This window comes from Bradyrhizobium sp. 21 (genome assembly GCF_023073335.1).
In the GTDB taxonomy this organism is placed as follows: domain Bacteria; phylum Pseudomonadota; class Alphaproteobacteria; order Rhizobiales; family Xanthobacteraceae; genus Bradyrhizobium.
Genome location: NZ_JADPJG010000002.1, coordinates 751044 through 773614 on the forward strand (window position 1 = coordinate 751044; position 22571 = coordinate 773614).

Annotated in this window: 8 protein-coding genes and 2 pseudogenes; all 10 read left to right on the forward strand. The window is 60.5% G+C overall.

Annotated elements, in window-relative coordinates; all coding sequences use genetic code 11:
• The first annotated feature begins 691 nt into the window (after positions 1–691).
• The gene (locus IVB31_RS03430; RefSeq protein WP_247318533.1) at positions 692–3538 is read left to right on the forward strand and encodes an FG-GAP-like repeat-containing protein; all 2847 of its coding nucleotides are present in this window, start codon (positions 692–694) and stop codon (positions 3536–3538) included.
• Positions 3539–3744: 206 nt separating this feature from the next.
• Positions 3745–7293, forward strand: a complete 3549-nt coding sequence (locus IVB31_RS03435; protein ID WP_247318534.1) for an RHS repeat domain-containing protein — start codon at positions 3745–3747, stop codon at positions 7291–7293.
• Between the two features lie 456 nt (positions 7294–7749).
• Positions 7750–7935, forward strand: a pseudogene (locus IVB31_RS03440) (IS3 family transposase); the annotation flags it as partial.
• Between the two features lie 215 nt (positions 7936–8150).
• A complete protein-coding gene (locus IVB31_RS03445; protein WP_247318536.1) occupies positions 8151–8939 on the forward strand; it encodes a hypothetical protein in 789 nt (262 codons plus the stop codon).
• A gap of 112 nt (positions 8940–9051) precedes the next feature.
• Positions 9052–9690: a hypothetical protein gene (locus IVB31_RS03450; RefSeq protein ID WP_247318538.1), complete on the forward strand. Its 639-nt coding sequence runs from the start codon at positions 9052–9054 to the stop codon at positions 9688–9690.
• Positions 9691–10292: 602 nt separating this feature from the next.
• Positions 10293–10601: an Imm53 family immunity protein gene (locus IVB31_RS03455; protein ID WP_247318540.1), complete on the forward strand. Its 309-nt coding sequence runs from the start codon at positions 10293–10295 to the stop codon at positions 10599–10601.
• Between the two features lie 765 nt (positions 10602–11366).
• On the forward strand, positions 11367–15464 hold the full coding sequence (locus tag IVB31_RS33610; protein WP_346730846.1) for an FG-GAP-like repeat-containing protein: 4098 nt from the start codon (positions 11367–11369) through the stop codon (positions 15462–15464).
• 23 nt (positions 15465–15487) lie between these two features.
• Positions 15488–18244 (forward strand): FG-GAP-like repeat-containing protein, encoded by a 2757-nt coding sequence (locus IVB31_RS03465; RefSeq protein ID WP_247318542.1) that lies wholly within the window; start codon positions 15488–15490, stop codon positions 18242–18244.
• A gap of 261 nt (positions 18245–18505) precedes the next feature.
• Positions 18506–21214 (forward strand): FG-GAP-like repeat-containing protein, encoded by a 2709-nt coding sequence (locus tag IVB31_RS03470; RefSeq protein ID WP_247318544.1) that lies wholly within the window; start codon positions 18506–18508, stop codon positions 21212–21214.
• A gap of 121 nt (positions 21215–21335) precedes the next feature.
• Positions 21336–22571, forward strand: a pseudogene (locus IVB31_RS03475) (hypothetical protein); the annotation flags it as partial.

Sequence of the window (22571 nt, forward strand, 5' to 3'; positions counted from 1 at the left end):
CCATCGATGCTTCATGCGGTCTTCACGCCCGCGTCACGCTCAACGCGAACTCTGTCGACTCTTGCCGGGCATCTGGCAGCCGAAGGGATGCCTACGACAGGCGCTGCAATGACGAGTTTCCGTGCAGTCCGATACTTCGCGCACGAGGTTGTGGAGAAGTCGCTCATCGTATTGACGTTGACACAACTGAAAGTTTTATTTGCTGCGCTGGAATGGGAAATTTGGGGGCGATCGAATGGCTAGCTTGGAGAGACAATCCGCAACGGGTATCTCGGCGGCCTACTGTTCAGGACGGCTCGGCTACACAGGAAGCTCCTGAAAGTTGCTGGACGAGGTCTCCCGCCGTCGCATCCACAGGACCGCGCGCCGACCCGTCATAGACCCACAGCTCCACCGAAATGATTCAGGCCTGCGCGAGTGAGCGTCAGGGAGCGCGGACGTGTTCGCGCTCGTTCCCGATCAAGCCTTCCGTCTTGGAAGGAACGCACATGATCGAGAGCAACTGCTCGAACGTTGCGCCCTGATGCCTGGGAGTGGGCGCTAGCTTTGTTTGGGGGGCAGTGTTCGCGCAGCGTAATGTTAGTCCCAAGCAAGCTTCCTTGGATAACCTCGTCGCGCGGGCTTCACTTTGTCATGAAGATCAATTTAAGATCGTATACTCGTTGAAATGCACACCATGCGGGAATCGAACATGAGCCTCAAATTGTTGCAATGTCCGTCGCGGCCGTTTCGATGCGCATGGGTCGTGTTGCTCTCGATGGCGCTTGCAGGGGCGGGCTCGGGCCCCGCTTTTTCGGGGACGATGTCGCTGCCGGGAAGCTTTGCGGTCAGCCCGACGGGCGGCGCGACCTATTCGATTCCCATCGCATTGCCGCCGGGAACGGCCGGCATGGCGCCGAGCCTCTCGCTCGAATACGGCAGCCAGGGGCCGAATGGTCTCTTAGGAGTAGGGTGGTCGCTCTCGGGTCTGCCGGTGATCACGCGTTGTCCGCAAACGAAAGTGCAGGACGGCGTCGTGGGGGGTGTCAACTTCGACGCCAACGATCGCTATTGCATGGACGGCCAGCGACTCACTGCTCTGTCCGGTGCTTATGGTGCCGACGGTACGCAGTACCGGACCGAGGTTGAAAGCTACTCCAAGATCATTTCGCACGGCACGTCCGGCAATGGGCCGGCTTGGTTCGAGGTGCACACGAAGTCCGGGCAGACCATGGAGTTCGGCAACACGACCGATTCGCGCGTGCTGGCTCAGGGCAAGGCCTCTGCGCGGGTTTGGGCTCTCAATAAGGTCAGCGATACGAAGACGAATTACTACACGGTCAGCTACGTTCTCGATCCCACGAAGAGCGAGTTCTATCCCGTGCGGATCGACTATACGGGCAATGCCACGGCTGGCTTGAGCGCATACAATTCCGTGCAGTTTATTTACGCGAGCCGCTCCGACAACCCGCCACGATATGAAGCCGGCTCTCTGATTCAGACCGATGGGCGTCTGACGAATGTGAAGACCTACTCAGGCTCTTCGCTCGTCACGAATTATCAGCTTGCCTACCAATTGAGTTCCTCGACCGGCCGTTCCGAGATCATCTCCGTGACAGCTTGCGCTGCCGATGGTTCTTGCTTGCCAGCAACGACATTCCAATGGACCGGCAGCGGCTCCGTCGCATTTTCCGGAGGTGGTGGGCTCAATCCGAGCAGTTGGGATTTTGGGACGCCGCCCGCTTCGTTGCGCGCGCCTCTCTCCGGAGATTTCAATGGTGACGGCAAACTAGACGTCATGATGTTCAGCAACGACGGCTACTACCTCATGCTGGCAAATGGCGATGGAAGCTTTTCGGGCCAATTTAGTGGGATGCCGAACGGCTGGGATTTCGGCACGCCTCCGCAGTCGATGCGGACGCCGTTGACCGGTGATTTCAACGGCGACGGCAAGACCGACATCATCATGTTGAGCAACGATGCCTATTACATGATGTTGAACAATGGAAATGGCACATTTTCAGGCACGGTGGCCGCATATCCCACCGGCAGCAACTTCGGCAGCAAGATTCCCAATTCCAACTTTTTCATGTTTCCGGGTGACTATAATGGCGACGGCTGTGCGGATTTCTCAGTGATCGGAGGGACCAGCTTCTGGACGTTCCTCAGCAAGTGCGATGGAACGTTTACCGGGTCCATTGGAGCGCTCCCCAATAGCTGGAACTTCGGCGCTCCCGTTTTCCCCTCAAGTGGCTCGGTGGTCAGTAATGCGCTTCAGGGGATGTCCTATCGGCTTTACTCCTCGTCGCAATGGGCGAGCTTCCCCGGTGATTTCGACGGCGACGGGATCACCGACATCGCGTTCTTCGGTGGCACAGGTTATGCTGTGCTGCTGAGCAAGGGAGACGGTACCTTCAAGAGCGGTGTGAGCGGCACATACGCCCTGGGCTCGAATTTCGGCGCTCAGCCGACATCCACCTACACGCCGTTCATCGGGGATTTCAACGGAGACGGCAAAACTGACCTCGTCTTCATGAGCGGATCATACCAGTGGGTCTTCATGTGCAAGGGTGACGGGACGTTCGGAGAGAACGTCAATGCCACCCCGAACAGCTGGAATTTTGGAGCACCTGTCAGCAACAACTTTGTCATCGATGCGGGCGACTTCAATGGCGACGGAATGAGCGATCTCCTTCTGGCCGGCGATTCCTTCTATTACGTCTTGACCAGTAACGGGAATGGGACGTTCACCGCTGGTGCCTCCAACGCATATCCGTACGGGCAGATCTTCAGCGCTCCTCCGAGCCAGTCTTGGGCGGTCTTCTCCGGTGATTTCACGGGAAGCGGCAAGAGTGGTCTTGTCTTGTTTCGCGACCATTCGAATTCGGTGTTTACCGTCCCTGGACCGGCCGGAGACAAGATCACCTCGATAACGGCCGGCCTCGGTGCGACAGTGACCGTCACATATGACACGCTGACTCATTCGGCCGTCTACACTAAGGGCACCGGTGCGACCTATCCGGTGCAAGAGCTGCAAGCGCCGATCTACGTGGTCTCGCGAGTCGACACATCCAACGGCGTCGGCGGAGTTTACAGCTCGTCCTACACCTATTCGTCTGCAAGACTGCATGCGCAGGGCCGCGGCTTTCTCGGCTTTGCCCAGACGTCGGTGAAGGACCTTCAGACCGGCATCGCGGATACGACGACCTACCGGCAGGATTTCCCCTTCATCGGCTTGGTGTCGTCCACGAAACGCGCACTGGGGACCCAGACGCTCGGGCAATCGACCAATACGTATCAATCCTACGATACGGGCGGCACCGCGCCATATCACGTCTACCTGACGCAGAACGTCTCGAGCGGCGCCGATCTGGATGGCTCGGTGCTGCCGACGGTGACGACGTCGAACCAGTACGACGCCTATCTCAATGCGACGCAGGTGACGGTGTCGACGCCGGACGGGTTCAGCAAGACCACGAACAACACCTACACCAATGATCCGAGCCTTTGGTATCTCGGCCGGTTGACGCGAGCCACGGTGACGAATGTCGCACCATAGCAGTTGATCGGGGACGTGTGGGCGGAGGGGAGGGTCCTCCGTCCTGGACGAGGCGTTGTGTGCGTAAGTGCTTGTGTGGGTGCCGCTTCGCGCAACCGCGTTTGGTTTTCTCTGCGTGTTGCCGTTGCGTTGCGTCATCTGGCGTTGGTCCGCGTGCGTATCTGATCGACTTGACCTGTTGGAATCCGGGGCTTGGGGAATAAGCAATGTTGAAGATCGCGAAGTCGTCGGTTGCGGCTGCCGTCATCCTGCTGTCGTCGAGCCCGCTCTGGGCCGCCAGCACCATCACGCGAACCTCCTCGTTCGCCTATGACGCGCAAGGCGTGCTGAACCAGGAGGTGGTCGAGCCCGATACGCCGGCGCTGCGGCTCCAGACCGATTACGGCTATGACAGCTTCGGCAACAAGATTTCGGTGCAGGTCAGCGGCGCCGATATCGCGACGCGGTCATCGACCAGCGCCTTTGATGCCAAGGGCCAGTTCAACGGCGCCAACACCAACGCGATGAGCCAAAGCGAGAGCATCCAGTATGACGCCCGCTTCGGCAAGCCGACCAGCCACACCGGCCCCAACGGCCTGACCACGATTTTCAGCTATGACGGCTTCGGCCGCAAGATCCAGGAAGTCCGTGCCGATGGCACGATGACCAAATGGTTCTACCGGTTCTGCAGCGGATTCAACGGCGGCACCGACACTTGTCTCTCGGGTGCGGTTTATCTAGTCGTGGAGCGGCCCTATGCGGCCGACGGCAGCACTGCCATCGGGCCGACCGTCACCGTCTATATGGACGCGCTCGACCGCGAGCTCGGCCGTGAGACGCAAGGGTTTGACGGCTCGACGGTGCGCGCGACCCGGACCTATGACGCGCTCGGCCGCTTGGCGCAGACCAGCCGGCCATACTTTGCGAACGGTGGCACGCCGCAATACACCGCCTACACCTACGACACGCTCGGCCGCGTCCTGACCGAGACCAAACCCGACGGCAGCGTCTCGCAGACTGCCTATCACGGACTCACCGTCATCGCGACCAACGCGCTCAGCCAGACCCGCACGGTGACCAAGAACAGCCAGGGCAAGGTGGTCTCGATCACCGACGCCCTGAGCGGCGTCATGACCTACGCCTATGACGCGGTCGGCAATCTGCTTTCGACCACGGATGCCGCCGGCAACGTCGTGACCGCGACCTACGATCTGCGTGGTCGCAAGATCGCCAGCAACGATCCCGATCTCGGTCATTGGACCTATTCCTACAACACGCTCGGCCTCCTGGTCAGCCAGACCGACGCCAAGAGCCAGGTCACCACACTCACCTACGACAAGCTCGACCGCGTCGTGCAGCGGGTCGAAGCCGACGTCACCAGTGTCTGGACCTATGACACCGCCGCGCACGGCATCGGCAAGCTGGCCTCCTCGGGTATCACAGCAGGTCTTGGCAACGGCTTTGGCCGCAGCGTGACCTACGACACGCTCGGCCGAGCCTCGCAGGTCTCGACCATCGTCGACGGCGCGACCTATGTGATGGGAGCGACCTATGATGCCCAAAGCCGCATCAGCAAGGTCAGCTATCCCTCCGGCTTCACCGCGCGCTATGGCTACAACACGCTCGGCTTCGCCAATCAGCTCTCCGACGATGCGACCAGCCAGTCCTATTGGACCGCGAACGCGATGGATGCCGAGGGGCATCTGACCCAGCTCACCTCGGGCAACGGCCTCGTCACCAACCGCAGCTTCGAAGCGACGACCGGCCGCCTGAGCGGCCTCACCACCGGCAGCGGCGCCGGCACCGCGGTGCAGAACCTCGGCTACACCTATGATCGGCTCGGCAACCCGCTGTCGCGCACCGACGCCAACACCAATTTGTCCGAGACCTTCAGCTACGATACGCTCAACCGGCTGACCTCCTCGACGGTCAATTTGACGCCGACCCCGCTGGCCAAGACCTTCAGCTACAGCGCGATCGGCAACATGCTGACGAAGTCCGACGTCGGCACCTACAACTATCCGACGGCAGGCCAGGCGCTGCCGCATGCGGTCGCGAGCATCACCAACGGCCTGATCAGCACGACGTTCACCTACGACCTCAACGGCAACCAGACCTCGGGCCTCAACCGCACCATCGCCTGGACCTCCTACAACAAGCCGGCGTCGATCACGCAGGGCACCCGCACCATCAGCTTCCAGGACGATACCGAGCACCAGCGCTTCAAGCACGTGACGCCGGAGGGGACCACGCTCTATATCGCCGGCTTCGGTGTGCTGGCGGAGGTCACCAATCCCGGCACGGCCTCGCAAAAATGGACCGACTATCTCGGGGTCGGCAATGCCAAGGTCGGCATGCGCACGCTGCAGACCGCGTCCGCGACGCTGACAACACGCTACTTCCACGTCGACCATCTCGGCTCGATCTCTGTCGTCACCGACGAGAACGCGATGGTGGTCGAGCGCCTCAGCTACGACGCCTGGGGCAAGCGGCGCAACCCGAACGGGACCGACGACACCACGGGCAGCATCACCAGCCAGTCGACGCGCGGCTTCACCGGCGAGGAGCAACTCTCGATCGACGGCCTCGTCCATCTCAATGGGCGCGTCTACGATCCCCTGCTCGCCAGGTTCACATCGGCCGATCCGACGGTAACCGACCCCATGAACATGCAGGGTTGGAACCGGTACTCTTATGTCGGCAACGATCCGCTGGCGTTCACCGATCCCAACGGGTTCTCCTGGTTCTCCAACTGGTTCGGCTGGATCGGTAAAGCATTCACCGCGGTTGGAAACTTCATCAAGAACAACATCATGGCGATCGCGCAAATTGCGATCACCGTAGCCCTGACGCCACTGATTGGCCCATACTTTGCGGCCTTTGCCGGATCTGCGATCGTAACAGGCATATCGGGAGGCAGTCTAAGTCAGGCGCTCAAGGCGGGATTAATCGCTGGAGCGACGGCCTTTGCCTTCGCTGTGGTGGGCGGATTGACCAACGTTGTCGCGACCGGGAATCCGGACTCCTTCAGCCTCTTCGATCACGTTCAGCCAAAGTTTGGAACGGCCGAATACGCATTCAACGTGGCGGGTCACGCAGCAGTCGGATGCGGCTCTTCGGTTGCGTCTGGTGGAAGCTGTCAGTCGGGAGCATTGGCAGGCGGAGTCAGCGCTGCGGCTGCTCCGGCAATGATCGGTATGAGTGGTGCCCAGCGGCTGGTCGCGAGCACTGTGATCGGCGGTGCGGCCTCTGTCGCCGGTGGCGGCAAGTTCGCCAATGGCGCAGTCACCGGTGCATTCGGATATCTGTTTAATGAATGTGGCGGTCAGTGCTTCAGGCGCGCTCTTGGAACTATGAGCGGAATGTTTTTCGACTGGGTCGCGGGAACCGGACCATCCGATCGGTATTTTGGCCCAGGTACCGATCAGGTAAACGATCTGATGGACTCTCCAGGCGTAGAACGAGCACGCGAATTCTATTACAACAAGAATGGGGGAGGCGGCGCACCACAAGACGTAACAAACTATAGATCGTCATTTGGTTTGGCCGGCTTGTATGCAGCAGGTTCGTCACCGACTGCACAGTTTGCTGGAAGCTTTCGAGTAGACATCGCTACCATCCCATCTGAAGATGCCAATTATCTGCAATTCACGGTGACGAACAATACGAGTATGAAGTCCTTCGCTTATGGAATTGGACCAGCATACGAACGAAGTTTTATTGGCCCTGGAGGCAATATGCGCCAAACATATTCTTGGATCGAGAGAGCTAAGTGAAGTTGCCTCTTCTCGTGTTCATCCCGTTCTGTCTTGTTTGTTGCTCGGCAGCGGTGCCTGAGACAGAACTGATAGGCAATTACACGGCAAGTTATGGAAGCGAGACTGCGACCTTGTCACTCATGGCTGACCATACTTACAGTCACACAGTCTGGGTGGCGGGTCGACAAGTCGCCGGCGCGGCATCGACTTGGAAGGTATCGACGGTGACGGCTTCCGGAGTACAAGCAACAGCAGTCGATCTTGCGAAATTTGTTGCAATTCCTTCCTTTAGGAACGAGAGCGTCGGACCAGGGTGGGTTCCAGAGGTCGACAGAACTTGGCTTGGACGAATTCGGCTCTGCTTCGACTCAGATGTTGGTTATTGCTATGTAAAGCAGTAAGCTCGTCGAATTGCGGTGCCAGTGCATGGTGAACCGCCCCGGGTTTGCCGGAGGCTCCTGAGAGGATGGAGCGATGACAAGCAAGACGAACAAGTTTTCACACGAGGTCCGGGCCCGTGCGGTTCGGGTGGTTCTGGATCACGCGAGCGAGCATCCCTCGCGCTGGGCGGCAGTGACGTCGATCGCCACCAAGATCGGCTGCACGCCGCAGACGCTGCATGACTGGGTCAAGAAGGCCGAGATCGACAGCGGGCAGCGGGTCGAGTTAGGGCGACAGTTCTGGACTGCACCCCTCCAGTGAGACACGATAATTACAGTGACAATGGGGTTGCCACGATGCGTTACCGTGGCTTGTTTTGCGCGAACATGGTTTCGAGCTCAAGGTGATTGGTATCCAAGCGCCGAGTGCAGGTGCTCCTTGTTGTAGACCCGCGATGAAGCTAATGCCAGTCGCGAGGTATCGTCGATCGCGACGTGGACGAACTCGTGGCCGGCGCCGCGGCTTTGGCGCAAACTTTGAAGGCAGGATTGATCGCAGGCGTCACAGCCGCCGCGTTCTTTGGCGTCGGTGAAGCGACGAACGCGCTTGCGCACTACAACCCTGTTGGCGATATGCCTGCTCATATCCGACCGGCGTTCGGAACAGATGTTTGTGCGTTCAATGTAGCCGGTCACGCGGCCGCCGGGTGTCTCTCGTCGGTCGCGTCGGGAGGCGGATGTGGCACAGGAGCTTTGTCCGGTGCTGTTGGCTCGGCGCTGAGCCCGCTCACTACCAAAGTCTTTCAGAATCCGCAGGAGAATTTTGGGGATCGTATTGGCGGCACAATCGTCTCTGGAGTTGCTGGAGGCTTGGCTTCGGTTGCGGGGGGTGGAAAGTTTGCAAATGGAGCCGTAACTGTCGCCTTTGGCTATCTGTTTAACCAGTCAATTGGGGGGCAGAGACCGCGCTTTCCTCAGTCAGGTGATCCAGTCGGTGTTTTCAATGCTTGGCACCAAGCCTGGGTCGATTTTCAAGTCGCTGGCCTGACTGCTATGGGCTATGACGTATATACCCAAGTATATTTCTACAACTCGACCGTGACGGTCTATGCCATAATGGATATCGTAGCCTCCAAGGACGGGGTTCCCCATTTGGAATGGAAATCAAGACGTTACCGTTCGATACAAGCGTGGGCAATCCGAACTTCGACGAACTTTACACGTCCAATCAGAAGATCGTGTCCCCTCAGATTCGGTCCGGAACAGCAATTCCTTTCGGAATAAATGCTGCCGCTGCTGGCTTTCAGACTGGCCAACCGATGGGGAAAGGCATGCCGATTTTTGATGTTGCGGTAAAAGGAATGGGGATGCACTAAAGACAATGAGCGAGCGGAACATGCAGCGTAAGCTCAGGGAAACTTTCAAGGCTACGCTGAGCGATCAATTGACTGCAATCGGCTTCGACATGAGCTCGGAGACTGTGTTCGCCAAGAAAATATCCTCGGATGTGCTTGGGTGCATAGGGTATTTGGAATCGACAAATGCCGTTCGTCCATTTTTGGGCGTGCGGTTCGAGCAGGTAGAGAAAATCTATCGAGAGGTTGCCAGCGTCGATCTCGTTATTGCGCAGAGTGTTCCGCGCTATTTTCCGACATTGCTTCGGAGTCTCCATCACATCAAAGAAGATGACGCGTCCAATTCGGTGTTGGTCCGGAGAGACACGGGCTATTTGCACGTCGAGTACGATACGGTTTCTCATATCTGCGATCAGATACTTGCGGACGTGCGCGAAGTTGGCCTTAAGTTTATTGAAACGAATCTTTCTCTGAGCGCGGCCGCGAAAACCATGGCCGAGGGGCGGGGAGGAGGGATAGGATCGATTGCGTATCGTCTACCGATTATCTATTGGCTTCTCGGGCAGGAGGACGAAGCCCTTTCATACCTGGGTATGATCTCCTCCAAGGATTATCCGATAGGTGACTACGATAGCTATGCGCGGCGGCTAGTTCAGAGAATGAACTCGAAATCGCGGTGACGTGCCGAACTTTACCTCCTGACGCGAGAGTTATGCTGACACCCATGGACTGCACCCCTTAGCCGACCGGTCGTCAAGGGCGCAGAGCATTTTTTGGCAGGGCGTGAGCGGAGTTGTGGTGACAGTGCTGGACTGCACCCCCGAACGACGGTGACCGCACACCAAATATCGGATCATCCGTCGTTCTCCCCGGTGCAAGCCCTAACGCGAACCCGGCCCCTGGAGCCGTCCGCCGCCGTCGGCTCGGCGCTGTCGCCGCTCACTAATTCAATGTTTCCGAACGCGCAAACGAACCTTGGGGACCGGATTGGAGGAACAATTGTTTCGGCGGTCGCGGGTGGTCTTGGTTCTGTCGCTGGCGGCGGAAAAGCGCCGTTGGTCCGCACACGACCTGGAAGGAGGACGGAAGCGGCAAAATTACGCGCACTGAGACTTGGGTCCCGAATCCTCAAAATCCGAGTGGCTGGGATTCGCAGCAGGCCACCGATGTCACGGGAAGGGGTCACACGGTTAATGGCGTCAATATCCCAACTCCGTGTACACATATAGACGGATCTGTTCGGCCGGCGGCGCCTGATGAAATACCTGGAAGGTGAAGTCCGATGCAGGACGCAGAGATAGAGTTATTTAGACGATTGGAACGGTGGTACGCCGCCCAGTGCAACGGAGATTGGGAGCACACGTATGGCATTACCCTAGAAACCGTCGACAATCCCGGATGGAGCTTCAAAGTAGAGATCTCGGATACGTATCTGTCTGATCGCGCTTTTGAAGAAATCCATGAAAATCAGGGGAATGATCGGAACGAATTTCTATGCAGGGTCAAAGATCGCGTATTTATTGGTCAAAGCCCGCCTGACAGGCTCCATGAAATTATTTCGATCTTTTTGTGCTGGGCAGAGAGTCCTTGAACTGGGAGTTACGGTGATAGCGTGGACGGTACCTCCCTCGGCACCGGTTGTGCCATGATGTGTCGTTGTCAGAATTACGGTGACAGTGCACTAAATGCCGGATCATCCCCTCTGCGTAGGGTCCATAGCGCTTCCAACGGATTTTCCGAATGTTGATATAATGCCCCTGTTTTGCCCGACGAGTCAAACGGCACGTATCGCGCGCGTAAGTCATTGATCCCGCAAGCCGCGGCTACTGTGCATGGGGTTGTTTTCAACATTTTTTGCCGGACGCTCGCTCATCCTGCGCCTGGTAGCTGCTCGGGAGGAACGGCTCTCGCGGGATGGGGAGGACTGTGTCGCGAAGCCCATCATCTCGGCGGCGTGGTCGCAAGCTCGCAATTCCCGGTCCCAGTGTCAGCCATCCAGTCGCGAAGATCATTCCGCATCAGAGCTGCGACGCTGCTGCAAGAGCCAAGCGTGGCGGAAGATCTCAATCGTCTGCAAATCTCCGCGTCCATTCGCACCATCTTCCGTCTTCAAAACGTCACGTTGTGGAGAAGTAACACTTCACGTTGACGGTTGAGCTCATTCCACGTTTCCATGCTCTACCTGTGGGTGAACGCTTGGGGCGAGCGAATGTCGGGGAATGGGTTGGGAATTTGCGCGGAGCGTCGATCTGCGATCCGCATTGTTGCATCTGTTGCAAGCGTTGCATCTGTTCTTCTCATCGTTGGCGCGACGTCGACTTTCTCCGGGACGATGTCGCTGCCGGGGCAGTTTTCGGTGAGCGCGACGGGCGCGGCCACCTACGCGATCCCGATTGCGATCCCGCCGGGCACATCGGGCATGACGCCCTCGTTGTCGCTCGAGTACAGCAGCCAGGGCGGCGATGGCGTTCTCGGGATGGGCTGGACGCTGTCCGGCCTGCCGTCGATGGCGCGCTGTCCGCGAACCACCGTGCAGGATGGTGCTTCGGGCACTGTCAACTTCGACGCCAATGACCGCTTCTGCCTCGACGGGCAGCGATTGGTGCAGTTGAGCGGTGGCACTTACGGCGCGGACGGAATGCAGTACCGGACCGAGGTCGAGAGTTTTTCCAAGATCATCTCGCACGGCACGACCGGGACGGGTCCGGCGTGGTTCGAGGTGCACACGAAATCCGGCCAGACCATGGAGTTCGGCAATGGTGCGAACTCGCAAGTGCTCGCGCAGGGCAAGGGCTCGGTCCGGGTCTGGGCGCTGAACAAGATCAGCGACACCAAGAGCAACTATTACACGGTCACCTACACCAACGATGCGGCCAACGGCCAGTTCTATCCGGCCAGGATGGACTATACCGGCAACAGCGCGGCCTCGGTCGCTGCCTACAATTCGGTGCAGTTCACCTACGCGGCGCGGCCCGATGTCAGTCCGCAGTACCAGGCGGGCTCGCTCAGCAAGACCACCGTGCGGCTCACCAACATCAAGACGTTCACCGGCTCGACGGCGGTCTCCGATTATCGCCTGAGCTATCAGACCTCGCCGGGAACGGGCCGTTCCCGCCTGATCAATGTCCAGACCTGCGACGGTGCGGCCACGCCCAACTGCTTTCCCGCCACGAGTTTCAACTGGCAGGACACCGCTGTCGGTTTCAACCCCTCCTATTACGCGACGGGGCAGGGCTTCAACAGCACGTCCATCAGCACTGTGCCGGGCGGCTGCGGCCAAAGGTGCGGAACCTATGGCGTCGTAACAGGAGGGCCGGGCCTGATCGCCGCCGATTTCGACGGCGATGGAAGGACCGACCTGATCCAGCCATGGAATCACGCCGGCTATGTCAATCTGATGACCTACCGGTCGAACGGCGACGGCACCTTCACGTTCCGCAGTCAGGAGTTTTCCGGCTTCGGTTTCGACTCGATTGGAAGCGGGGGTGGACCAGGCCTAATTCCGCTGGACCTCAATGGCGACGGAAAGACGGACCTGATTCAACAATGGAATAATGGTCCAGGCACTCTCTATCTCTTCACGTATATCTCGAACGGAGACGGTACCTTCACGGCCGGGATTCAGAACATGGGCCAGGGGTTCAACTCCACCGGTCAAGGCGGGCCCGGGCTGATCGCGGTCGATTTGAACGGCGACGGAAGAACCGATCTCGTTCAGCAATACAACAACGGCGGGTATTTCGCTGTCTTCACCTATCTGTCCAATGGCGACGGCACCTTCTCGACCCACTATCAGACTTTTCCGGGTTACGGATACAACTCGACCGGAAACGGTCCTGGACTATTTCCGGCAGATCTGAACGGTGACGGCAAAGGCGACCTCATCGCACAGTGGAATAATGGTGGCGTACTCGCCCTCCTCACCTACATCTCCAACGGCGATGGCACGTTCACCGCCGGCTCTCAGAACCTCGGCCAAGGCTATGATTCAACGGGGCTCGGTGGACCCGGGCTCGTGCCTCTCGATGTCAATGGCGATGGCAAGACCGACCTCATTCAGCAGTACAACAACGGCGGCACTTTCGCCGCCTTCGTTCACATCTCTAAAGGAGATGGGACGTTCACGACGAGCTATCAGACCTTCCCCGGCTACGGCTTCAATTCGACGGGCACCGGCGGGCCGGACCTGATCGCGCTTGACCTGAACGGCGACGGGAAGGGCGACCTGATCGCGCAGTGGAATAACAGCGGAACGCTCGCCATCTTGACCTATCTCTCGAACGGTGACGGTACCTTCACGGTCGGCTCGCAAAGCATGGGCCAAGGCTACAACTCGAATGGTTCAGGCTCGCCCGGCCTGATCCCGGCCGATCTTGCGGGAGTCGGCAAGTCGGGCCTGATCCAGCAATATATGGATGGCAGCGGAAGGCTCGGCCTGCTCATCCACCAGCCAAGCACGCCTTATCCGGATCTGCTGACGAAGGTCACCGGCGGTCTCGGAACCACAACATCGATCACCTACGCCTCCTTGAGCAGCGGCGTCGCCTATACAAAGGACGCGTCGGCAGTCTTCCCGCAACTCGACGTGCAGTCGCCGTTGTACACGGCTTCGCGCGTCGACACTTCCAACGGTGTCGGCGGCACCTATAGCTCGACCTACAGCTACGCCGGTGCCAAGGTCGATCTGAGCGGCCGCGGCTTCCTCGGCTTCCGCAAGACCGGCATCACGGATGTGCAGACCGGAATCTCCGACACGACAAACTATCGTCAGGACTTTCCGTATCTCGGTCTGGTGGCCTCGACATCGCGGACGGTCGGATCGCAGACGCTCGGCCAGTCCACCAACACCTATCAGTTCAGCAATGCCGCTGGAGCTGCCAGCATCAGCACGCCAAGCCTCAATTCGGCGCCCTATCGCGTCTCGCTGTCCCAGAACGTGTCGAGCGGCGCCGACCTCGACGGCTCGGCTTTGCCGACGGTGACGACGTCGAACCAGTACGACAGCTTTCTGAACGCGACGCAGGTCGTGGTGTCGACGGCGGACGGCTTCAGCAAGACCACGAACAACACCTACACCAACGACATATCGAACTGGTATCTGGGCCGCCTGACGCGGGCCACGGTCACGTCGCAGGCGCCGGGAGAGGCCGGCCAATATTGCAGCGTTCCCTGGGGAAGCTCGATCGCGCTGGGCGAGAGCGTCACGGCCTATTCGGCGGCCAATCCGCCGGTCGGGCAGTCCTGCGCATCGATCGCCCAGACGCGCAGCTGCACGAACGGCGTTCTCAGCGGCAGCTACTGGACCCAGACTTGCTCGGCGATTTGTGCGCTTCCGTGGGGCGGGACGATCGCGCAGGGACAGAGCGTGACTGCCTATTCGTCGGCGGCGATACCCGCACCCAACACTTGCAGCGCTGCATCCGAAACCCGCACCTGTGGCGCGAGCGGCCTGTTGAGCGGAAGCTTCACCAGTCAGAGCTGCGTGGTCAGGCAACCCAAGACGATCTTCCTGTTATCGGGCAGCGCCTGGACCGTCCCGGCCGACTGGAATAATGCGATCAACAAGATCGAGCTGATCGGCGGCGGCGGCGAGGGCGCTGTCGGGTACAATTGCGGCGGCGGCGCCGGCGGTGGCGGTGCGTATTCGTCGGTCAGCAATCTTGCGCTCACGCCAGGTACATCGGTCGCTTATCACGTCGGCACCGGTGGTTCATCCGGCGGCTACGGTGCTGTGGGCGGCGACAGCTGGTTCGGGGCTGCGTCTTTCGCGGCCGCGCCGGTCGCCGCAAAGGGTGGCAGCGGAGGGACCAACGACACCGTCGGCGCCGCCTGCGCTGCCCATGCGGGCGGCGCGGGTGGCCCGGCCGCTAGCGGAATCGGCACTGTCAAATATTCCGGTGGTGCCGGCGGCACGAGCGCGCCGGGTGGCGGCGGCGGCGGCGGTGCCGCGGGGCGGCTCGGCCCCGGCGCCGCTGGCGGCGCTTATGGCGGTGGTAATTATTCGAGCGGTGCGGGTGGTGGTGGCGGCGACAACGGCACCGTGGGCGGAAGCAACAGCAACTATGTCGGAGGCACCGGCGGAAACAGCGGCTATAGCGGCACTGGTGGTGCTGCGAGCAGCTATAACAGCTGCGCGCCAGGCACGAATGGCGGTGGCGGTTCGGGTGGCTACACCGGGGTTTGCGGCGGAGGAAGCGGCGGAGCCGGCACGGAGTGGACCGCTTCCAACGTCTGGAACGGCTCTGCCTATACGGGAAGCGCGGCCGTCGGCGGTTCAGGCGGCGGCGGCGGCGGCGGCGGCGCAGGTACGCTGTGGCCCTCGACGTCTGTCGGACGCCCCGGCGGCGCTGGTGGTCTTTATGGTGCCGGCGGTGGCGGTTCGGCGAGCGTGAACGACACCGGCGGCGCCGGCGCGCAGGGCATTATCGTCATCACCTACACACCTGGAATCTGACCGCTTCGAAGGGAGGACGGCAGATGAACATGGGCGCGCGGTTGCATCATCTTGCGGCGCTGAAACGAGGTGCGGTCTCACTGGCTTCGGCGGCCCTGCTGCTGGCCGCCGGCGTCACATCCGGCGTGACGGGCATCATGTCGCTGCCGGGAGGTTTCGGCGTGAGCCCGATGGGCGCGGCGACCTACTCGCTGCCGATCGCCGTGCCGCCCGGCACTGCGGGCATGATGCCGTCGCTCTCGCTCGACTACAGCAGTCAGGGCGGCAACGGATTTTTGGGTATAGGCTGGACGCTCTCGGGCCTGCCTTCGATTGCACGCTGTCCCAGAACCACGGCACAGGACGGATCCGGGGGGCGAGTCAATGACGATGCCAATGACCGTTTCTGTCTCGAGGGGCAGCGGCTGGTCGCCGTCAGCGGCGCCTATGGAGCCGACGGTTCGGAATATCGCACGGAGGTAGAGACCTTCTCGCGCGTGATCGCGCATGGCAATTCCGGCGCGGGCCCGATCTGGTTCGAAGTTCGTACGAAGTCCGGCCAGATCATTCAGATCGGCAACAGCGCGGATTCGCGCATCTCGGCGCAGGGCAAGAGCGCGGTCCGCACGTGGTACGTCAACAAGGTCTCCGATATCAAGGCAAACTATTTCAAGATCACCTACACGAACGATGCGGCGAACGGTCTGGCCTATCCGAGCCGGATCGACTACACGGCGAACGATTCCGCCGGTCTTGCGGCCTACAATTCAGTGCAATTCGTCTATGCGAGCCGTCCCGATGCCGTGCCGGTCTATGCGGCCGGCTTGCTCGTCCGGCCGGCGGTGCGCCTCACCAATGTCCAGACCTATGCTGGCAGCACGCTCATCAGCGATTATCAGCTCACATATCAGCAGAGCTCCGCGACCAACCGATCGCAGTTGAGCTCCGTGAAGGCTTGCGCTGGCGGCGCCTGCCTGCCGAGCACGAATTTCGCATGGTCGAGCAGCGATAATGCCCAGTTCAATTCGCATACCTCCGCCTTCGTCAGCGGCAATTGGAGCGGATTTACTTTCGCGACAGCCGACGTCAATGGAGACGGAAAGGCCGACATCCTGGCCTATTTCATCGGAACGAGCGGCTGGTCGGTCGCGATCTCCCTGGCGCAGGGGAACGGCGCGTTCGCCGCGCCCACGCTCTGGTCGACAACCGGCAACTGGAGCGGATTCACGTTCTTTACCGGCGACGTCAACGGCGACGGGAAGGATGACCTGATCGCAAATTATATCGGGGTGAACGGCTGGAGCGTCGCCACCGCCTTGTCGACAGGCACCGGCTTCTCGGCGGTGAGCGCGTCGGCTTCGGCCGGCAACTGGAGCGGCTTCTCCGCCGCGGTCGGAGATGTCGACAGTGATGGAAGGGCCGACGTCGTCGCATCCTATGTCGATGTCAATGGCTGGTCGGTCGGTTTCCGGCATTCGGTTGGCGACGGCACGCTTGCTGCGCCGACGGCGTCGTTCACGTCAGGCAATTGGAGCGGCTTCACCTTCTCCGCGGCCGATGTCAACGGCGACGGCCGTCCCGACCTCATCGCGTCGTATATCGGCGTCAATGGCTGGTCCGTGGCAGTCAAGCTTGCCAATGGCGACGGCACCTTTGCGGTCCCCGTGCTCTGGTCTCTGACGGGGAATTGGAGCGGCTTCAGTTTTTCGACGGCAGACATCAATGGTGACGGCCGTGCGGACCTCGTTGCGTCCTATATCGGCGTGAACGGCTGGAGCGTTGCGTTTGCCGTGTCTCGCGGCGACGGCGGCTTCGCGTCGGCCAATACCTGGTTCAGCGCCGGCAACTGGAGCGGTTTCACCTTCGCTGTGGCTGACGTCAATGGCGACGGAGCAGCCGACCTGATCGCGTCCTACATCGGCGTCAACGGCTGGACGTTCGATGTCGCGTTGTCCAGGGCGGATGGCACGTTTGCGGCGATCGCGCCCTGGAACATCACCGGGAACTGGAGCGGCTTTGCGGTGACGATAGCCGACACCAGCGGCAAGGGACGCAAGGACGTGATCGGCTACTACGTCGGCGTGAACGGTTGGTCGACGGTGACGCAGCTTTCCTCGGCGCTTCCCATGACCCTGTCGAGCGTCACCAGCGGATTGGGAGCATCGACCGCGATCAGTTATCTTCCACTGACGGATAGCTCGGCATACGCAAAGGATGCGACCGCGGTCTATCCGCAGATGGACGTCCAGGCGCCACTCTACGTCGTCTCGCGGGTGGATAGCTCGAACGGCCTCGGAGGCAATTACAGTTCGTCCTACATCTACGCCGGGGCCAAGACGGACCTGAGCGGCCGCGGCTTTCTCGGTTTTCGGCAGACGACGATCAAGGATCTCCAGACCAACATCGTCGACACCACGAATTATCGTCAGGACTTTCCTCATATTGGTCTCGTCGCGTCGACGACGCGGGCCGTCGGTCCGCAGACGCTCGGCCAATCCAGCAATACCTACCAGTTCGGCAATGCGAGCGGAGCGGGCAGCGTGACTGCGGCGAGTGTCACGGCCGCACCATACCGGGTCTGGCTCACTCAGAACGTCTCGGGTGGTGCGGACCTGGACGGATCGAGCTTGCCCACGGTGACGACCTCGAATCAGTACGACGCCTATCTCAACGCGACGCAGGTGGTGGTGTCGACGCCGGATGGCTTCAGCAAGACGAGCAACAGCACCTATGCCAATGATCCGACCAACTGGTATCTCGGCCGGCTGACGCGGGCGACCGTGACGAATGTTGCACCTTAGCGAATCCACGCGCGACGAAAGCGGAATGCGACCACGCAGTGACAGCGTGAAAGTTCAAAAAAAGCTCTGGATAAATCCTGTCGCGGGCGCGTTGTACTTTCGCGGACAATTACAGAATGTATTAATAGGCAGAGGCATCTTAAGCGGGAATGAAAAATGAGCAGAAACTCGGGGCGGCCGGCGTTGCGCAGGAACTGCATTGAGCTCGTCTCGGCGTTGGTCGCGCTCGTTTTGGGAAGCTGCCCGAGCTATTCGGGCGTCATGTCGCTGCCCGGCAATGCTGCGGTGAGTCCAACGGGAGCGGGGACGTATTCGATTCCGATCGCGTTGCCGCCCGGGACCTCCGGCTTGGCGCCGTCGCTGTCGTTGGAATACACGAGCCAAGGTGCGAACGGCCTGCTCGGAGTCGGTTGGTCGCTTTCCGGATTGCCCCAGATGACGCGCTGTCTGCGCACCAAGGCGCAGGATGGGACGGTCGGCGCGATGAGCTATGACCAGAACGACCGGTACTGCATGGATGGGCAACGGCTCGTCGCGGTCAGTGGCGCTTACGGTGCCGATGGCACGGAGTACCGGACGGAAGTCGAGGCATACTCGAAGATCATCGCGCACGGTTCCGGCAGTGGACCGGATTGGTTCGAGGTGCACACCAAATCGGGTCAGCTCCTGGAGTTTGGCCACTCGGCTGATTCACAATTCAGGGCACCGGGCCGGGTCGCGATCCTGGTCTGGGGAGTCAGCAAGGTCAGCGATACCAAGGGCAACTACTTCACGGTCACGCACCAGAACAGCGCCACCGAATTCTATCCCCTCAGAATCGACTATACGGGCAACGCTGCCGCTTCGCTCAGCCCCTACAACTCCGTGCAGTTCGTCTATGAGACGCGGCCGGATGTCGTGCCTCAGTACCGGGGCGGGGGATTTGTTCAGACCACCAAGCGGCTGACCGACGTCAAGACCTTCTCCGGCAGCTCGCAGATCACCGACTACAAGCTGACGTATCAGTTGAGCGCGTCGAGTGGGCGCTCGGAGGTGACTTCGGTGGCCGCCTGCGGGGCCGGCAATTCCTGCTTGCCGGCGACGACATTCCAATGGACCGGCAGCGGCTCTCCCGCATTCGCGCAAGTAAACCAGGCCAATCCCAACAACTGGGATTTTGGCACGCCGCCGCAGTCGATCCGCGACCCGATATCGGCAGACGTCAACGGCGACGGCAAGACCGACATTCTGATGCTCAGCAACGACGCCTATTATGTCTGGCTTGCAAATGGCGACGGAACGTTCGCCGGCTCGGCCTACAAATACCCGAACAACTGGAATTTCGGCGGGATGCCCTCGTCGGTCACGACGCCGATTACGGGGGACTTCAACGGCGATGGCAAGGTCGACCTGGGTATGCTCAGCAACGATGGCTACTATACCCTCATCAGCAATGGCGACGGGACGTTCACCGGCGGAAACTATAAATACCCGCTGGGAAGCAATTTCGGCGCACAACCCGGCCTGCATTATTTCGTCCTTTCCGGGGACTACAACGCCGACGGCTGCACCGATGTCGCCATTATCGGAAGCTCCAACGTCTGGACGTTGTTCAGCAAGTGCGACGGAACATTCACGCAGACCTCGGTCGCGATTCCGAACGGCTGGAGTTTCGGCGGTCCCAATGGAATGCAGGATACCTGGTTGCAGGGTGGTCCGCGGGGATCCTTCTATACATCGGGCAACTATGCCGCCTTCGCCGGTGACTTCAACGGCGACGGCCGGACCGATTTCACTTTCTTTGGTTCGACCCGCTATTATACGCTGCTGAGCAACGGCGACGGCACTTTCGGGACCGTCGACAATGCCTACGAAGCGGGAACGAACTTTGGCACGACGCCGACGGCGTACAACACTCCGTTCGTCGGCGACTACAACGGCGATGGGCAGACCGACATCCTCCTCATGAACGGCGGGACCAGCCACGTTTTCCTGAGCCTGGGCAACGGCGCCTTCACCGAGATCGTCTCGGCCAATCCGAACGGCTACAACTTCGGAACTCCCGTTAGCGGCGGCTACATCACCTTCACCGGCGACTTCAACGGCGACGGGATGAGCGATCTCGTGCTGGCGGACGATTGTTGCTACTACATCCTCACCAGCAAAGGGAACGGCTCGTTCGCGGCGGGCGCGTACGCGGGTTACCTGAACGGCCAGATGTTCAGCCTTCCGCCCAACAAGTCCTGGGCGGTGCTTATGGGCGACTTCATCGGGACCGGCAAGTCGGGCATGGCCTTCATCCGCGACCATTCCACCGCCTTGTTCACCGTCCCGGGGCCGGTCGGCGACACGATCACGTCGGTGACAAATGGTCTCGGCGCCACGACGACCTTCACTTACGACGTGCTGACGCACGCGGCGGTCTACACCAAGGGCACCGGCTCGACATACCCCGTGCAGGATGTGCAGCTGCCGATGTACGTCGTTTCTCGGGTCAATGCGTCCAACGGCGTCGGTGGAGTTTACAGCTCGTCCTACACCTACTCCGCCGCAAGGCTCCATGCGCAAGGTCGCGGCTTTCTCGGCTTTAGCCAGACGTCGGTGAAGGACCTTCAGACCGGCATCGCGGATACGACGACCTACCGGCAGGATTTCCCCTTCATCGGCCTGGTGTCGTCCACGAAACGCGCACTGGGGACCCAGACGCTCGGGCAATCGACCAACACGTATCAATCCTACGATACGGGCGGCACCGCGCCATATCACGTCTACCTGACGCAGAACGTCTCGAGCGGCGCCGATCTGGATGGCTCGGCGCTGCCGACGGTGACGACGTCGAACCAGTACGACGCCTATCTCAATGCGACACAGGTCGTGGTCTCGACGCCAGATGGCTTCAGCAAGACGACCAACAACACCTACACCAACAATCCGAGCCTCTGGTATCTCGGCCGGTTGACGCGGGCGACGGTCAGCAACGTCGCGCCATAGCGGGTGAGGGGGTGGCGGAGACCATCCGCCTCTTGCGGGGATTTGCGTGTCAGCGTTTTGCGTGAGTGCGTTGTTTTCGACCATCTGGATGATTGGCACTCTGGGGCTTGGGGAATAAGCAATGTTGAAGATCGCGAAGTCGTCGGTTGCGGCTGCCGTTGTCCTGCTATCGTCTAGCCCGCTCTGGGCCGCAAGCACCATCACGCGAACCTCCTCCTTCGCCTATGACGCGCAAGGGGTGCTGAACCAGGAGGTGGTCGAGCCCGACACCCCGGCGCTGCGGCTCCAGACCGATTACGGCTACGACAGCTTTGGCAACAAGGTTTCGGTGACGGTGAGCGGAGCCGATATCACGACGCGCTCCTCGAGCAGCGCCTTCGATGCCAAAGGCCAGTTCAACACCACCAACACCAACGCCCTCAGCCAAAGCGAGAGCTTCCAGTACGACGCCCGGTTTGGCAAGCCGACCAGCCACACCGGGCCGAACGGGCTGACCACGACGTGGGCCTACGACAGCTTCGGCCGCAAGATCCAGGAGGTCCGCGCCGACGGCACCCAGTCCAAGTGGAGCTATTCCTTTTGCAACGGCGTGAACGGCGGTACCGCGACCTGCTTGTCGGGTGCGAGCTATCTGGTCACCGAGACGCCCTATGCCGCCGACGGCGCGACGGTCATCGGGCCAAAGACGACGGTCTATTTCGATCAGCTCGAGCGCGAGCTCGGCCGCGAGACGCTGGGTTTTGACGGCTCGACGGTGCGTGCGACCCGCACCTATGACGCGCTCGGCCGCCTGACCCAGGCCAGCCGTCCCTACTTCGTGAGCGGCGGCACGCCGCAATACACCACCTACACCTATGACACGCTCGGCCGGATCCTGACCGAGACCAAGCCTGATGGCAATGTCTCGCAAAGCGCTTATCACGGCCTGACCTTGGTCGAGACCAATGCGCTCAGCCAGACCCGCACGGTGACCAAGAACAGCCAGGGCAAGGTGGTCTCGGTCACCGACGCCCAGAGCAACACCCAGACGTTCGCCTATGATGCGGTCGGCAACATGCTGACCACGACAGACTCGGCCGGCAATTTGGTGAGCGCGACCTTCGACCTGCGTGGCCGCAAGATCGCGAGCTCCGATCCCGATCTCGGCCATTGGACCTACTCTTACAACACGCTCGGGCTTCTGATCAGCCAGACCGATGCCAAGAGCCAGGTGACGACGCTGACCTACGACAAGCTCGACCGCATGGTGCAGCGGGTCGAGGCTGACGTGACCAGCATCTGGACCTATGACACCGCCGCCAACGGCATCGGCAAGCCGGCCTCCTCCGGCATTACGGCGGGCGCCGGCAATGGCTTT

What these genes read in the sequence shown, in the direction of transcription:
- IVB31_RS03430 (WP_247318533.1), top strand. Translation starts at nt 692, where the DNA reads ATGAGCCTCAAATTGTTGCAATGTCCGTCGCGGCCGTTTCGATGCGCA.
- IVB31_RS03435 (WP_247318534.1), top strand. Translation starts at nt 3,745, where the DNA reads ATGTTGAAGATCGCGAAGTCGTCGGTTGCGGCTGCCGTCATCCTGCTG.
- IVB31_RS03450 (WP_247318538.1), top strand. Translation starts at nt 9,052, where the DNA reads ATGCAGCGTAAGCTCAGGGAAACTTTCAAGGCTACGCTGAGCGATCAA.
- IVB31_RS03455 (WP_247318540.1), top strand. Translation starts at nt 10,293, where the DNA reads ATGCAGGACGCAGAGATAGAGTTATTTAGACGATTGGAACGGTGGTAC.
- IVB31_RS03465 (WP_247318542.1), top strand. Translation starts at nt 15,488, where the DNA reads ATGAACATGGGCGCGCGGTTGCATCATCTTGCGGCGCTGAAACGAGGT.
- IVB31_RS03470 (WP_247318544.1), top strand. Translation starts at nt 18,506, where the DNA reads ATGTCGCTGCCCGGCAATGCTGCGGTGAGTCCAACGGGAGCGGGGACG.